The following is a 15,912-nucleotide window of genomic DNA, read 5'->3' on the forward strand; positions in this document are numbered from 1 at the left end:
CGTTAATTCGGTGAGCTACCAATACATCTGAACTAAACGTAAAACAATTTAATGGGTTAACAAATAATGGAGTAATGATTTGAGTAGCGATAGAGTTAAGGCATTTCATATTAATGTCAATCCTGAGGGTAAAGAGTTCTACCAGCCATATAAGTTGGACGGGGCTGTTCCGCAATTTATTAAGGATTTATTTGGATGGTGATAAGATGAGTGGTATTAAATTATACCGAAGCATCGTAATTGAACAGATATTTCATGAGTTTAAAGAACAACGAGGAATTTCTCTATTTAATCATTCATCAAACAGTAATAATATTGAGGATTTTATTTCAACGGCCTATGTTCTCTGTCCCAATATTATTGAGATCAATGGTTATATATTTATTGGCTGATTTCTTCGAGACTCAAGAGGATAAAGCACTTGATAAGTTATTGAAGTTAGAGGCACAATTCAATTCTAATAAAAGGCAAATAGAACAATGGGTTAATAGCTGGAGTTTTGGGGATTTTTTTATGGGAAAAGACTGTGAGTCTATGGATAATGAAAAAGTTTTGAAACAATTCGGTGATATCTTGGTATTTTATTGGTCTAGAAGAGCAAAAAAGAATTGTTTCCAGACAGAAATATTATTGTTGAATATGGTGAAGGACTTATGGGAGATCTAGGTCTTTCAATTACTCTATATGAGAAATGACTAATGTGAGATTCCCTTGAGATTGCTAACCCTCAAGATCTTGGAGGAAATAATACTTGGCATTGACCAAGTTCATGAGCGAATAAAGAAAAGGCAGGGAACTACAGAAATAATTTAAGACTTTGGGGACTACAATCCTCAAAGTCTTTTCTACCCTCTCCACCCTAAGGAATCGGGTAGCACAGCTCCTTCTTAAAGAAACCTGCTTATCACAAGAATCACACCAATGATTCCAACTAAAATCAACAAATTGGTGATTTGTCGCCACAACCCGGGTACTCCTGTGGAGTGGAATTTTTGTTCATTGGCATCGAAATGTGCCTTGGCGCCGTGCGGATCGGCGGGATGAGAGAAGGGTTTTCCATGATCGTTGTTATTATCCATGAACCCTGCCTCCTTTCGTCATTGAAATTATTGTACCAGTTTTTTTACTTTCACCACACCGATATAAGCTATACTATATTCAAACGATAGGGGAAATGGGGTGCCAGATGAACGAAGAACGGAGAGACGAGATCGGGCGGAGGTTTCTGTTGACGCCGGAGGTTTCGCAGGAAGAGCTGGATGGGCTGGAGATTCAGGAACTGATTTTTTTGGTGCATGCAGCGAAGCGGTTTAAGGCGGAGGAGGCTTACCCGGATGTGTATTTGGATGAGCGGATGAAGGCTTTCCTCGGCGTGCTATATGAAAAAATAAAAAACGCCCCAACACTTTACGTCGCGTACGACCAGGCAACCGGATATCCTTACGTGGATGAGGAGGACCGGGTCTGGATGTTCTCACAGCAGGCATTTGCCGAGAATGCGGAGGATTATTTCCGACAGCAGCTGCTGATGTTGGAGATGCATCCGATCGGCGGGGAAGACGTGCTAAAGACATTCGCACAGCTTCATATTTTAGGATTATCCAAGGTCCTTGTAGACAACGGACAGTATCATATTGAAATCGAGCGGGACCAAATCTTGCCGCCGCCGGATTGGACAGGGACGCCGGAGATCCGCATTCCCGTATCGAATCCCAGCTTGCAGCGGTCAATGATTCGGTTCTTCCAGACGCTGCATGGACCAACAGGCGATTCAGAGGCCCGAGGCCAGCAGCTCAACGCACTGGAGGCCGAGATGCTGGATGAAATCCTGCAGGCGAAGTTCCTGGTACCTATGCAAGTGAAAGAGTCTGACCCAGCACCTGCAGATGAGCAAGGCATGAGAACCTTAAAGCAAGGGGCGATTCTGCAGTTTGGCGTGCTCAGCGCGAAGGATGGCTCGACTTGGCTGCCGGCGTTTACGGATTGGCCGGAGTTCGAGAAGGTTTACGATAAAACGGTTTGGAGCAGCAACGTCGCCTCCTATGACGACCTGTTGACGGTATCCGGAAACTTAGAAGGTGTCGTCATTAACTGCCGGGGCATTTCCCTGCAAATCGACGCGAAAAATCGGGAGCGGATCGAAGCCTACCGTCAAGAGCGCGGCGTGTAGCCTCGGCTCGGCGATCCACCAACCAAGTAACCCGCGCTTCTGCCTGCCGGGGAGCCCCGTCGCAGCGCGGTCATGGTCGCATAAATCCCCCGACTTTGGCACAACCTTCCTGCATGGATGTTATTTGTTCAGGGAAGGTGGATGGGGCTGATGATGTGGCTCTTTGTTTTGATTGCTCTTGTGGTGCTTCTGGCCGTTGGATGGGATCTATTTCGGAGGCTGTACCCGCCCTTTGGCGGGAAGCCGTCGCCCGCTGACCTTCAGCGCTACCGGCAATCTCCGAATTATAAAGGAACGAAGTTCGAGTACCCGTTAGTAACGAAAGTATATAAACCGTCTCTCGGCAGTTTCTTTACGATGCTGCGCGAATATGTGCAGCGGAGACCCGAACTGAAGCCCAAGCGGCCCTTGCCCCAGGTCAAGCTCGATCGGGAGGCGATGGAAGAGATCGAGGAGGATACGGTGATCTGGTTTGGCCATTCGGCACTGCTGCTGCAGATCGGGGGAACTCGGCTGCTGTTAGACCCGATGTTTGGCCAGACCTCGTCGCCGATCGCCGGCGGCAGAAGATTCAACCGTGAACTGCCCTTCGGCCATCTGGACGAGCTTCCTCCGGTGGATGCCGTCGTGTTGTCTCACGATCACTATGACCATCTGGATTACGGGACGATCCGGCGAATCCAAGATCGGGTTGGGCAATTTATCGGACCGCTGGGCATTCGTTGCCACCTGGAGCGGTGGGGCGTCGAGCCTGCTCGAATCCGCGAATACGATTGGTGGGAGGAGCTGGAGCTGCATGGCGTGAAGTTGGCTTGCACGCCGGCCCGGCACTATTCGGGGAGAGGGCTCTTTAGCCAAAACGGCGGACTCTGGTGCTCCTGGGTGATTACCACGCCGGAGAAGCGGGTTTATTTTAGCGGGGATAGCGGGTATGGTCCGCATTTCAAGGAAATTGGCGACAAATACGGCCCCTTCGATCTCGCCTTGATGGAGTGCGGCCAGTATGACGACCGATGGTGGGATATTCATATGCTACCGGAGCAAACGGTGCGGGCTCATCTGGACGTGAAAGGGAATGTGTTGCTTCCTATTCATTGGGGAACTTTCGCGTTGGCGATGCACAGTTGGTATGATCCGATTCGCCGGCTCAGCTTAGAAGCTAGATTGCGGGGGGTTTCACTAGCGACGCCCAAAATCGGGGAGCCAGTCCGGATCGGGGGTTCGGAATACCCGACCGAGGTGTGGTGGCCAGCCGTCAGCGCAGCGCGAAAGGATCCCAAGTTTCGCGGGGCCCGTCCGTCCGGTACAATGGAGTAGGAAGGATCAACCTCAGTGGGGGAAGGCGTCAAATCAGAGCAGATTTTGCAAGGACGATTACGAAGGAGAACGCGATGAACGAACCAAGCGTACATCCGGATGCCGGATGGAATTTTGATAATAGTTATGCTAGATTGCCGGAGTTTTTCTACACGAAGCAGGAGGCCAAGCCGGTTCGAGCGCCGCAGCTGATTGTGCTTAACGACAAGCTGGCAGCCGAGCTCGGGCTGAATGCGGAGGCGCTGCGAAGCGAGGAGAACGTGGCCGTCTTCGCCGGCAACCAGTTGCCGCCGGGGGCGGAGCCGCTGGCCCAGGCCTATGCGGGCCATCAGTTCGGGTATTTCACGATGCTGGGGGACGGCCGGGCCCTGCTGCTCGGGGAGCAGATCACGCCTAGCGGCGATCGCTTCGACATCCAGCTCAAGGGCTCCGGCCGGACGCCGTATTCGCGCGGCGGGGACGGGCGCGCCGCGCTGGGTCCCATGCTGCGGGAGTATATCATCAGCGAGGCGATGCACGCGCTGGGCATACCCACGACCCGCAGTTTGGCGGTGGTGACCACCGGGGAAATGGTGGTCCGTGAACAGGACTTACGCGGGGCGATTCTCACCCGCGTGGCGTCCAGCCATGTGCGCGTCGGTACGTTCCAGTACGCCGCGCAATTCGGTGAGGCGTCGGACGTCCGCACGCTCGCCGACTACGTGATCCAGCGCCATTACCCGCAGCTGGCCGAGCTCGCCGACACCGGCGAGGCGGGCCGCTACCTGGCGCTGTTGCGGGAGGCGATCCGGCGCCAGGCCGCCCTGATCGCCCAATGGCAGCTCGTCGGGTTCATCCACGGCGTGATGAACACCGACAACATGGCCCTCAGCGGCGAGACGATCGACTATGGGCCCTGTGCCTTCATGGACGCGTACGACCCCGCGACCGTCTTCAGTTCCATCGACCGTCATGGCCGCTATGCTTACGGCAACCAGCCGTCCATCGCGGTGTGGAACTTGTCCCGGTTCGCCGAAAGCCTGTTGCCGCTGATGCATGACGAAGAAGAGCAAGCCATTCGGCTTGCCGAAGAAGCGTTGAAAGGCTTCGCCGGACAGTTCGAAGCGGCATGGCTGCAGGGGATGCGGTCGAAGCTCGGCATGTTTGGCGAACAGGCGGAAGACGCCGACCTGATCCATGACCTGCTCAGCCTGATGCATCAGCACCAGGCCGACTATACCAATACGTTTCTCGCATTGACCTTCAGCCGGATGGAGGAGCTGTCGATGTCGTGCACGCCGGAATGGGCGGGCTGGCTGGAGCGTTGGCAGGCGCGGCTCGTTGGGCAGCCGGAATCGGAAGACGCGGCCCGGGAGCTGATGCGCCGCAGCAACCCGGCGGTCATCCCGCGTAACCATCGGGTGGAGGAAGCGCTCGAAGCCGCTGTAGAGCGGGATGATTACAGCGTGATGGAGCGCCTGCTGAGCGTGTTGGCCGAGCCTTTCGCCCATACGCCGGAACAGGCAGAATACGCGGAGCTGCCGCCGTCCAGCGACCGGCCGTACCGGACGTTTTGCGGGACATAATGGTTCGGCAGGTTTGCAACTTTATGTAGGTGAAGGAGTGATTTTTTCGGTTATGAGCCTGATTTCTAAAATGGACAAATCCGAACTCAAACAAGCGATTCTCGAGGCTTATCAATTCCGCCATGCTTGCAAAAAATTCGATCCAGACCGGGCCATTCCGGAGGAAGATTTTCAGTTCATCCTGGAGACGGCTCGCTTGTCACCCAGCTCGGTTGGCTTGGAGCCGTGGAAATTCGTCGTGCTGCAGAAGCCGGAGCTCCGCGAGAAGCTGCGCGCCGTCTCCTGGGGAGCTCAAGGGCAACTGCCAACAGCCAGCCATTTTGTTGTGATTTTGGCTCGGACAATGAAGGATCTGAGATATGACGCGCCTTACGTCACCCATATGATGAAAGAGGTGCACCACATCCCAGATGAGATCGTGAACCAGATGCTGAAGGGGAATTACAAGACTTTTCAAGAGTCTGACTTCCGGCTGCTGGAGAGCGACCGCGCGATGTTCGACTGGGCATGTAAACAGGCGTATATCGCCCTCGGCAACATGCTGACGGCTGCAGCGCTCATCGGCGTAGATTCCTGTCCGATTGAAGGGTTTGACCGAGACAAGGCAGAGCAGATTCTTCGGGAGGAAGGTTTGCTGGAAGACGACCGGTTTGGCATCGCTTGCTTCGCTGCTTTTGGCTATCGCGTGACGGAGCCGCGTCCTAAATCGAGACAGGCGCTGGATGAGATCGTGAGCTGGGTGCAGTAACGGTCGAGAAAAACCAAGAATAGAAGCAGAAAGCCAAGGATGCGGCTAACATCCTCGGCTCTGCACACGAATGACGCCTATCGGCGTTCGGCTTCCTTCTTGGTGCTGTACGATCAGAAATAGACCGTTTCCTTGGTGAGTGGGCGGTCTATTTCTTTTTTAAGTAGGTGAATACTTCCACCATTTGGCATCGCCCCGCCAATGCAGTATACTCTGCTTGAATCCTTCACTTCTCCACTCTATACATAGGAAAAGGCGGTATCCTGCATGTATATTGCTTTAGGTATCTTACTTGTCCTCATCATCGGTGTTACGCTCTTTCTTCGTCTGTACCCGACCTTTGGCGGGAAGGCTTCCCCTGCAATGCGGGCGCGTTACGCGCAATCCCCGAACCGGCAGGGCAGGAAGTTTGTGTACACGGAACCTGTTTCTCCACCCCAGCCTGCTTCGGGCAATATGATTTCGGTGCTGCGGGATTACCTGCGGGGGAACCCGCGGGTAAGGCCGGATCGGCCGCTTCCGGTCGTGCACCTGACGCCGGAGACGCTAGGGGGCCTGGACCGCGACATGGTGGTTTGGCTGGGGCATTCGGCCCTGCTTCTGCATTTCGGAGGCAAGCGCCTGCTGCTTGATCCGATGCTGGGTCCGTCGCCCACGCCGGTCCCTCCGTTTGGCGGCAAGCGGTTTAACCCGCAGCTGCCGTTTGATTTGGAGGATTTGCCGGCCGTTGATGCGGTGATCTTGTCCCATGATCACTACGATCATTTAGATTATAGGACCATCAAGGCGTTGAAAGATAAGGTGGGGCGTTTTATTGTCCCGCTAGGAGTGGGCAGCCACCTGGAACGCTGGGGCGTGGAGCCGGGGCGGATCAGCGAGCATGACTGGTGGGAGGAGCTGGAATGGAGCGGCTTGAAGCTCGTTTGCACGCCCGCTCGTCATTTTTCGGGGCGGGGCCTTGCGAATCGGAACGGCACATTGTGGTGCTCCTGGGTGATTGCGTCGCCGGAACGTAAAGTATTTTTCAGCGGGGACAGCGGGTATGGTCCGCATTTTCGGCAAATCGGCGAGAAGTATGGGCCGTTTGATTTGGCTTTGATGGAATGCGGACAATACGATCCCCGGTGGATCGACATCCATATGCTTCCCGAACAGTCGGTGCAGGCACATCGGGACGTACAGGGCGGCTTGCTTCTCCCGATTCACTGGGCGGCGTTCACGTTGTCGCTGCATGATTGGAACGATCCCATTCGCCGTGCGACAGCAGAAGCCGAACGCCAAGGCGTACCTATCGCCACTCCGAAAATCGGCGAGCCGGTGTATCTCGGAGACCCGGCGTACCCTAAGGAAGTATGGTGGACTTAAAAAGAATGAGGCTCTCCCGAAATGCTAATACCTCGGAAAAGCCTCTTTTTTCATGTCGAGAATCTTACTTGTACCCCCGGAACTTCTTCCTCATGACCTTCTCCTCCAGTCGAATCCGGTTGAACAACGTGATCAGATGGAGCACGAACAATGGGATAAACACGACCCAGCCCTGCGAAATGATTGCGAAGCTGAGCACCTCCGGGATCATGTTCAAGTAATAATTGGGATGCTTGACGCGCTTGAATAGCGGAGTTTCGATCAATTGATGGCCCTTGACAATATAGATTTTGAAGGTCCAGAAGCGTCCCAGCGTACGGATGACATAGATGAGCACCGCCATCGCGCGCATAAACGACCAGACCGATATAGGTATGCACGCCGACGGGCACATCCTCCACGATAGCATAACCGATCGTGCTGAGGTAGATCAGAAACTGCACGACGATCAGCGCCCGACTGTTGGTCTTGCCGAATTCGAGGCCTCCGTGAGCCTTGATGCGAGCTTCATTCCGCCCCGAGACAATAGCCGAAGGGACACGAAGCAAAGTTAGTATAATGAGAATGATGCCGGTCACCATGGTTGGTTCCTCTTTAAACATGCACGAAAACGGCAATAAGCGCCACGTCAGGCGGATTTTAAAAGACGCTTCTTCACTGTACGCTCTGAATGTTAATGCCATATTAAAACAGCGCCTTAAGGTCCAGCCCGGACTTCATCTCATCCTACATGAAATCAAAGAAATACCGCGTCACATGAAAAAAGACCGGCGACGTATACGTTAAGCTGTCGACCAAGCTCAGGTAGCTCTTCTTCAAGGATTGAGCCTTGTCGTCGTCCCCGATGAGCAAATCCCGCTTCAGGACAGAGATGGTGGTGCTGCCGATAAAGCCGCCCAACCCAATCAGCATCCCGGCGAACAAGCCAAACGAAGAACCTAGCGGTGTCAGGAACGGAGCCAGGAAGTAAGCTGCGAGGGACGTCACCACGAGCGAGCACGCGAAGCCCTCCCACGTCATGAACGGATTCGCCGTCGGCACAACTTTACGTTTGCCGAAGTACGACGAAGCGGCATAATGGACGATATCATTAAGCTGGGTCAGAACGACTAGAAAGAGCACCAGACCTGCCCCATACTGCGGCGTGGCGAACGGGAAATACGCGAGATGGCTGAGACCAAACACCATCAGCATCAACCCCCACTGAACCCGGCTCACGCTGCGCAGGAACCCGGCTGTTCCTTTGTTAATCATGCGAGGAAGCGGCAAGAACAGGAACACATACACCGGAATAAAAACGATAAACATGCCGTACCATTCGATCAAGATCCAGTAGAACTGAACTGGAATCGCCAGATACGCCCACAGGAACAACCGACGCTCGGATTTGCGTGAGCGGATCATGGAGAAGTATTCTTTTAACGCGAAAAAAGATAGCAGCATCACCGCAAGCAACGATACGACCGGATTAAATAAGGTGGCCAAGCAGAGAATCAGCCACATGCCCCACCAGGTGCGCAGGCGCTGGCTAAAGGCTAAATAAGTCTCACCGCCGGGCCCGGGAACTTTCGGTTTCAGGACCACGCAGATGAGATGAATCGCTGCCAGGACCACGAAAATCACGATCATCGTCCATTGCAGGTTGTTTAGCATGCTCAATCCCAACTTCCTCAGGAGGTAGATTCCACCAAAGGAATCATATGTTATTATGGAGGAATAGTCTAGATATAGTCTACATGGGAGAAGGGGAATTTCATCCATGGCCGCGGAACGCTCGGTATATATTTTGCTTACGAATACAGGAACACTCTTCACCAAAATGATCAAGGGATACACAAGGGCGCCTTACAATCACGCCTCGATCTCGTTCAATCGGGAGTTGTCGGAGTTGTACAGCTTTGGGCGGAAGCATCCGAATAACCCGCTGAACGGCGGATTTGTCAAAGAGGATATCAAGACCGGTACGTTCAGTAAGTACCCGAACACGACCTGCGTCATTTATGAGCTAAAGGTGACCCCGCGTGAGGTGGAGAAAATGGAGCGCGTGCTTCAACTGTTTATTCGCAAGCGCCAAAAGTTCCTGTACAACATTCTTGGCGTCATCGGCATCGCTTTGAAGGAGCCGATTGAGTTCAGCAACTCTTATTTTTGCTCGCAATTCGTGGCGGAGATTCTGGAGCGCTCGGGGATCAAACTGTGGAATAAGCTGCCTGCGCTGGTGACGCCGGACGATTTCCGGAAGTGCGATCGGCTTCAGCTCATCTATGAAGGGAAGCTCAGCGAATACGAGCCGTAAACTGCGGAATTTTTTTTAGACTCCCTCTTCCCCTTCTCGTGTGAATATGATACGCTGTCGTTAACTTATTAAAGATGTTTAAAAAGTAGTGGAGGTACCTCAATGAACGAAATGCCAGCCACGCCGAAAGAGATGAAGCAGGTGATCCGCAGCGGCATCCGCTCGGCACTGCTGGCGATGGGCAGCGCGACGAAGGCGGAACTGAGCGGGAAGCTGGACGTCAGCTTTCCGACGATCAGCAAGTTTCTGGCTGAAATGAAGGAGGCCGGAGAGATTGCGACCATCGGGATAGACGATTCCAGCGGCGGCCGGCGAGCAGAGCGTTACGCCTATAATCCAGAGTATATGCTGGGTCTGGCGGTGTTTCTGGAGCGGGAGGAGACGAATTACACGGTCTTTAATTGTCATGGCGAAGTGAAAGAAAAAGGTCGCAGGCCAAGTCTGCTGGCGGATCCCGGGGACAGCCTGGCGGAGTTGATCGGCGAACTGATCGACCGGTTCCCGAAGATTCAGTCGCTGGCGATTGGCGTACCCGGAGCGGTCAATCAAGGCCGGATTATTCATATTCCTGCTTATGAGGCATTCCAGAACTTCGATCTGAAGAGCACCCTGGAAGCGCGTTTTGGTCTCCCTGTCGTTGTGGAGAACGATATGAATGCGGCGGTGTGGGGGTATTACCACAGCATAGATCCGCGCGACAACCCGTCGCTGGTCTACCTCTATTTCGGCCAAAATGGCCCCGGGGCCGGGATCTTGATCAACGGTGACGTTGTGAGGGGGCATTCATTCTTCTCCGGCGAGGTCTATTATGTCCCGCAATACGAGGAACGGAACTTCGGGCAGGCGCTGCAGGCGGGACGAAATCTTGGCCCCGGCAGAGCTGGAGCGGGGCCCGAGGGAGTGGATGCCGTCAGCCGGTTGGTCGCGGCCTGTACAGCGCTGATCAATCCGCATACTGTGGTGTTCTGCCATGATGAGGTGAGTGTCTCTTTGTTGAACGAAATCAAAGTGCAAAGCGCGCAATACGTGCCGGCCGAGCATCTGCCCCGGCTGATGATGAGCGACTGGCGGCGGGATTATTTGACCGGCTTGCAGCAGTTGGGACTTCATCTGATGATATCAACCCGTGGATAGGAGAAGGAGATCCAAACAGATGGCAACATTCTTTCTATTGATCATTTATTTAGCTTTTATCAGCTTGGGGCTGCCTGACTCGCTGCTCGGCTCGGCCTGGCCGATCATTCGCGGCGAGTTCGGCGCTCCGCTGGGGACTGCCGGCGTCTTATATATGATCGTCGCCGCCGGCACGATTGTATCCAGCTTGGCCAGCGGCTCGTTGCTGGGCCGGTTCGGCACAGGCAAGGTGACTCTGGTCAGCTGCCTGATGACGGCGGCGGCCTTGCTCGGTTATTCGGCGGCACCGTCGGTGTTCTGGTTTGGCGTCTTTGCGATTCCGCTGGGGCTGGGCGCTGGGGCGGTGGACTCCGGGCTCAACAACTATGTGGCTGCGCACTACAAAGCGCATCATATGAGCTGGCTGCACTGCTTCTGGGGCGTTGGCGCAACGCTGGGGCCGGTCATCATGGCCGGGTTTATCTCCGGCAGCGGGCACTGGCGCAGCGGTTATTTGACCGTGTCGATGATTCAATTCGCGCTGGTGGTGATTTTGCTCTTCTCCTTGCCGCTCTGGGATCGTGTGGCCCGGATCGCCGGCGATTCACGGAAGGAAGAGTTGCGTGAGATGGAAGCCGAGCAGCCGGACGAACGCCCGGTGAAGCCGCTGCGGATTCCCGGCGTCAAGCTGGCCCTCGCATCGTTTCTGTTTTATTGCGGGGTGGAGTCTACGGTCGGCTTATGGGGCAGCAGCTATCTCGTTGGCATCAAAGGAGTGGATGCGGCGACGGCAGCGAGCTGGGTTTCGTTGTATTTTGCCGGGATTACGGTGGGCCGCTTCATTGCCGGGTTCGTCACGTTTAAATTAAGTAACCGTGTGATGATCCGCGCAGGCCAGATTATCGCTTTGTTCGGCGCCGTTGTGCTGGTGCTGCCGCTCCCCGCGGCTCTGTCTCTGGTCGGCTTACTGATCATCGGCCTTGGCCTTGCTCCGATCTTTCCATGTATGCTGCATGAAACGCCGGTTCGCTTCGGTAAGAAGCAATCTCAGAAGATCATGGGCTATCAGATGGCCATGGCATACACCGGCAGCACGTTTATGCCGCCGTTGCTTGGGTTCCTGGCTTCACATTCCACGATTGGCGTGTTCCCGGTGTACATCGTGCTGTCGGCAGCAGCGATGTGGCTCTTCTCTGAGCGGTTGAACGTTTTCTTGAAAACAAGAAACCATGCCCCGCAAGAGAGCGTGGTTTCTCCGCAATAGTCTTTCTTATCAGAAGCTAGCTTCGTTAGGTACGTATAACCTATGGGCTAGCTTCTTTTTTTGCATGCCCATCATAACACGAATGATCCGCTTCACAACCGGAATACTAACTTCATCATAAGTAAGGGACGAAAGAGATGAAGATTCCATTCCGGTATCGATCGAAGCATAAAGAGGTTCCGAGAAAATTGCCCAACTCGGCTATGCCCAACGCCCCGGCACCAAATGATCTGACGGGCGCGCTGAATCCCGTGCTGGAGGTCAATGAGCAGCGGCTCAAACACATCTTCAACAGTGCGGATTTGAGGTTTCTTACGATATCGGTGCCCGGCCAATCCCGGGTGCTGTTGGTCTACATCGATGGACTCGTCGACAAGGATCCATTGGATCAAGCCATCATGCAGCCGCTGCAGGCTGAGATGCAGCCGGAGAGCGGGGGCCAGCAGAACGTATCACTGGGGGCATTATTGGAAGTACGGTTGGGTGCTGTTGCTGAGGTCAAGCGAGTGCAGAAGCTCAGCGATCTTGTGGAAGGGGTACTGAAGGGGAATGCTGCTCTGCTGGTCGATGGGGAGAATCAGGCCGTGCTCGCTGGGTTCCAAGGCACGGAGAAGCGAACGATTGAGGAGCCTAGTGCCGAGCTGTCTGTGCGGGGGCCGCGGGATGGATTTACCGAGGATGTGCGGACGAATACCAGTTTGATCCGCAGACGAATCCGCAGCGAGAAGTTGAAGATAGAGTCGCTAACCCTTGGCGAGCTGACTAAAACAGATATCGTTATCGCGTATATGGACGGGATTGCTAAGGAATCCGTATTGGAGGAGGTCCGTCGCCGTCTCCGGCAGATTGAGATTGACGGAGTGTTGGAATCGGGGTACATCGAAGAATTTATTGAAGATGTGCCTTGGTCGCCTTTTCCCCAGATTCAAAATACAGAGCGGCCTGATGTTGTCTGCTCCAGCCTGTTAGAAGGGAAAGTTGCCATTCTCGTCGACAATACGCCATTTGTCCTGATTGCCCCCATGACTTTCTGGTCGGGGCTGCAAGCGGTGGAGGATTATTATGAGCGCGCGATCTATACGACGGGCCTTCGTTGGATTCGCTTTGCCTTGTTGAATGTGTCCTTGCTGCTTCCGTCGCTGTTTGTTGCTCTGACGACCTATCATCAGCAGCTGATCCCAACGAATCTATTAATTAGCATCGCGGCGGCTAGAGAAGGGGTTCCGTTTCCGACGGTGATTGAGACGCTGCTGATGGAGTTTATGTTCGAGGGCCTTCGCGAAGCGGGCATCCGCTTGCCTAAACCGATCGGTTCGGCAATCAGCATCGTAGGTGCGCTTGTCATCGGACAAGCTGCTGTTCAGGCCGGAATCGTATCGGCTTCGGTGGTTATTATTGTCGCAACGACTGGGATTTCTTCATTTGCCATCCCCCGGTACAATTTAGGGACGGCATTCCGTCTGTTGCGTTTTCCCATGCTGATCTTAGCCGGTATTTTGGGCTTGTATGGCGTCATTGCAGGGATTTTCCTCATCCTCATTCATCTTCTGGGTCTTCGCTCATTTGGAGTTCCCTACTTGGAACCGGTGTCTCCGAGTAACTTCGAGAACCTCAAAGATGTGTGGGTTCGCGCTCCTAGGTGGAGCATGTATCGCCGCCCAGTACTCACCAATGGAGGAAATAGCCGGCGGATGTCGGGAGGGCGTCGGCCAGGTCCTAAACGAGGAGGGGGGATGGGATGAACCGGATCCGAAGAATTGTAATGGGCCTGATTGCTTTGCCTATGCTATCGCTGACAGCGGGGTGCTGGGATAGCGCAGAAGTAAATGAGTTGGCCCTGGAGCTCGCTTGGGGGATGGATGCAGCCAAAGACGATGGGGTCATGATTAGCGCCCAGGTGATCCTCCCTTTTCGAATCGGCAGTGCAATGGGAAGTAGCGGTGGTGGAGGCAACGGGCGTGAAAAACCGTATTTTGTGGTGAGCGGGAGCGGAAAAGACACATTGGATGCCGTGCAACAAATGCAGACGAAGCTGTCTCGACAAGTTTATCGCGCCCATCGGCGGATTATCGTGATTGGAGAGGAACTGGCCCGAAGGGGATTAGGTCATGTGCTGGATACGTATAGCCGTGATCCGAACCTCAAGCTGCGCACCGATGTTTTTATCGTCAGAGGGGGAACGGCCAGGGATTTTCTGAATGTGGCTTATCCCCTGGAGGACATTCCTGGAATCGGGGCGCTGAAAGAATACGATCAGATTGGAGGGCTTAAGGAAATGAGCCTGTTGAATCTGATGATCGCTGCGACCCGATACGGGAATTGTGCGGCCTTGCCGGTCATTGCGATCGGGATGGGGGAAGCGGCCCAGGGAGAAGAGGCAAATGGCGCCTCCGGTCAGCCCGGTTTTCGGATAGCGGGGATCGGGATTTTCAACGATGACCTGCAATTGCAAGGGTTTATTGATGTCCGCGATGGCAGATGGCTTCGATGGGTGAAGGGACAGTTACACAAGGCGGTGGTGACTGCCCATATACCGCAGGAAGAGGGAGAGATCAGCTTGGATTTGATCAATTTGGGCAGCAAGATTCATCCGATCTTTGAAGGCGACAAAATCAAGATTCAGGTTCGACTCAGCGGACAAGGGATGATCCGCGAAAATAATACGAGCCTCGATCTCACGCGAATGCATCATATCGCGCTTGCCAAGGAAGCTTTGGACAAGCAGGTAGAAAAGAGCGTATATCAGACGATTACCAAAGTGCAGGAGAAGTTCGGCGTTGACGCATTTGGGTTTGGCGAGGTCATTCACCGAAAATATCCTTCCCGCTGGCGATCCCTAAAGAATGATTGGAGCCGAGAATTCCGGAAAGCCGAAATTTCGGTGAAGGCTGATTTAAAAATTCGAAAAATTGGCGTTACCGGGCCGCCGCTGCATCTGAAGGAACAGGACATCAAGTAATAAGGGACTCCTGTTCATTTCTTCCGAAGCAGGCTTCGAACCCCCGCGATGACGAGCAGGAACGCCGGCAGAACTAAGAGCATCGGAATATAAATATACGGGACCAGGATATGAAAATGATGAAAATAGATATGCTCGGTGATATTTTGGGACATGGTCAGCCCTAGAATGAAGGCAATCAGGACGGCCGGGATAATCAACGGGCGGTAGTTCTTCATTCCCGTCAGCTTCTGGAAGCCGTGAAGTGCCGAAAGCAGAATCAGCAGGCATTTCAACAAAGCCGTGGCAAAAAAGTAAAGCACCCCAAACATCTGCAGGTTCTCCACGAAATTCCCGACGCTGATTACGCCGAGCAAAGTATATAACGGGTAGAGAAAGCGTGAATACAAATCGCTGAAGACGAGAATCGCCAGGATATCAAAACAGGTGATCATAATCCCGGATAAACATGTGGCTAAGAGCGTAATTTTCGTGATGTTCCCCTGGTCCTTCACATGCGGCCAGAACATCGCAAGAGCCAGGCTTTCCCCGTAGCCTTGCGTAATCCCGTTGGGGAAGACCGCATTCCAAATCGGCTGCCATCCATTGTCCAATATCGGTTGAATATGATGGGGATGTAATACGCCCGAGCCCATGAGCAGGACGGTTTCGATCAGAAACATAAGGACGACGACAGGAAAAATGATTTCCCCCATTCGTGCGGCAATTTCGATTCCACCATAACAGCAATAGGCGATGATCACGGCGAATACGCCCGTGATTACAAACAGAGGGGTTCCTTGTAAGATCGCCGTCGAAACCAGGTCTCTCATATCCGCGAAACCTCGCCCCAATAGATATACTTGCAGGAGCGGGTACAAGAACGCGATCGGGGTACCCAGCCAGCGGCCTAGTAGTGTCGGAAACCATTCGACGAAGGTTAATCCTGGATTCAGGTACCTTAAGGTTGTAAACATCCCCACCACGAGGAGGCCGAGCCCGATGGAGATCAGTGAGGCCAACCAGGCATCCCGACTGGCTGGGCCGCCGAAGCCAAAGATGATCGTCGTGCCTAACTGAAAGATAAAGGTTATGGTGAATAGTTGATAGCCGGATATTTTAGAGCCCATCTCCCC

14 protein-coding genes are annotated in these 15,912 nt (G+C 53.8%); 10 read left to right on the plus strand and 4 right to left on the minus strand.

What is annotated here, in order from left to right:
- Positions 1-887: 887 nt before the first annotated feature.
- Positions 888-1,079 carry a hypothetical protein gene (locus PBA01S_RS01805; protein ID WP_016314416.1) on the minus strand — a complete coding sequence of 64 codons (192 nt, stop codon included), beginning with the start codon at positions 1,077-1,079 and terminating at the stop codon, positions 888-890.
- A 107-nt stretch (positions 1,080-1,186) separates the two neighbouring features.
- Between PBA01S_RS01805 and PBA01S_RS01810 the strand changes: the two genes are divergently transcribed.
- From PBA01S_RS01810 to PBA01S_RS01830, 5 genes are all read left to right on the plus strand, one after another.
- Positions 1,187-2,170, plus strand: coding sequence for an SseB family protein (locus tag PBA01S_RS01810; RefSeq protein WP_255315266.1), 984 nt, complete (start codon positions 1,187-1,189; stop codon positions 2,168-2,170).
- Positions 2,171-2,320: 150 nt separating this feature from the next.
- Complete coding sequence (locus tag PBA01S_RS01815; protein ID WP_307719203.1) at positions 2,321-3,487, plus strand: MBL fold metallo-hydrolase; 1,167 nt, start codon at positions 2,321-2,323, stop codon at positions 3,485-3,487.
- Positions 3,488-3,561: 74 nt separating this feature from the next.
- Complete coding sequence (locus tag PBA01S_RS01820) at positions 3,562-5,052, plus strand: protein adenylyltransferase SelO (RefSeq protein WP_127575178.1); 1,491 nt, start codon at positions 3,562-3,564, stop codon at positions 5,050-5,052.
- A gap of 70 nt (positions 5,053-5,122) precedes the next feature.
- The gene (locus PBA01S_RS01825; protein WP_164744065.1) at positions 5,123-5,800 is read left to right on the plus strand and encodes an NAD(P)H-dependent oxidoreductase; all 678 of its coding nucleotides are present in this window, start codon (positions 5,123-5,125) and stop codon (positions 5,798-5,800) included.
- Between the two features lie 267 nt (positions 5,801-6,067).
- Positions 6,068-7,165 (plus strand): MBL fold metallo-hydrolase, encoded by a 1,098-nt coding sequence (locus tag PBA01S_RS01830; RefSeq protein WP_085278740.1) that lies wholly within the window; start codon positions 6,068-6,070, stop codon positions 7,163-7,165.
- Between the two features lie 64 nt (positions 7,166-7,229).
- Here the strand turns inward: PBA01S_RS01830 and PBA01S_RS01835 are convergent, their stop codons facing one another.
- Together PBA01S_RS01835 and PBA01S_RS01840 are read right to left on the minus strand one after the other, a co-directional pair.
- The gene (locus PBA01S_RS01835; protein ID WP_164744062.1) at positions 7,230-7,559 is read right to left on the minus strand and encodes an isoprenylcysteine carboxylmethyltransferase family protein; all 330 of its coding nucleotides are present in this window, start codon (positions 7,557-7,559) and stop codon (positions 7,230-7,232) included.
- 332 nt (positions 7,560-7,891) lie between these two features.
- Positions 7,892-8,818, minus strand: coding sequence for a phosphatidate cytidylyltransferase (locus PBA01S_RS01840; RefSeq protein ID WP_085169976.1), 927 nt, complete (start codon positions 8,816-8,818; stop codon positions 7,892-7,894).
- Between the two features lie 106 nt (positions 8,819-8,924).
- Here PBA01S_RS01840 and PBA01S_RS01845 point away from each other — a divergent pair, with 106 nt between their 5' ends.
- The 5 genes from PBA01S_RS01845 (at position 8,925) to PBA01S_RS01865 (ending at position 14,797) form a co-directional block, all read left to right on the plus strand.
- Complete coding sequence (locus PBA01S_RS01845; protein ID WP_016314408.1) at positions 8,925-9,461, plus strand: hypothetical protein; 537 nt, start codon at positions 8,925-8,927, stop codon at positions 9,459-9,461.
- 102 nt (positions 9,462-9,563) lie between these two features.
- Positions 9,564-10,595 (plus strand): ROK family transcriptional regulator, encoded by a 1,032-nt coding sequence (locus PBA01S_RS01850; protein ID WP_028540409.1) that lies wholly within the window; start codon positions 9,564-9,566, stop codon positions 10,593-10,595.
- A gap of 19 nt (positions 10,596-10,614) precedes the next feature.
- Complete coding sequence (locus PBA01S_RS01855; RefSeq protein WP_085169978.1) at positions 10,615-11,838, plus strand: MFS transporter; 1,224 nt, start codon at positions 10,615-10,617, stop codon at positions 11,836-11,838.
- A gap of 203 nt (positions 11,839-12,041) precedes the next feature.
- Positions 12,042-13,580: a spore germination protein gene (locus PBA01S_RS01860; RefSeq protein ID WP_127575184.1), complete on the plus strand. Its 1,539-nt coding sequence runs from the start codon at positions 12,042-12,044 to the stop codon at positions 13,578-13,580.
- A complete protein-coding gene (locus PBA01S_RS01865; protein WP_127575180.1) occupies positions 13,577-14,797 on the plus strand; it encodes a Ger(x)C family spore germination protein in 1,221 nt (406 codons plus the stop codon). The genes PBA01S_RS01860 and PBA01S_RS01865 overlap by 4 nt, the downstream gene beginning before the upstream one ends.
- A gap of 14 nt (positions 14,798-14,811) precedes the next feature.
- Here PBA01S_RS01865 and PBA01S_RS01870 read toward each other — a convergent pair whose 3' ends face one another.
- Positions 14,812-15,906 carry a GerAB/ArcD/ProY family transporter gene (locus tag PBA01S_RS01870; RefSeq protein WP_127575181.1) on the minus strand — a complete coding sequence of 365 codons (1,095 nt, stop codon included), beginning with the start codon at positions 15,904-15,906 and terminating at the stop codon, positions 14,812-14,814.
- Positions 15,907-15,912: the final 6 nt, after the last annotated feature.

This window comes from Paenibacillus barengoltzii NBRC 101215 (genome assembly GCF_004000745.1).
In the GTDB taxonomy this organism is placed as follows: Bacteria; Bacillota; Bacilli; order Paenibacillales; family Paenibacillaceae; genus Fontibacillus; species Fontibacillus barengoltzii.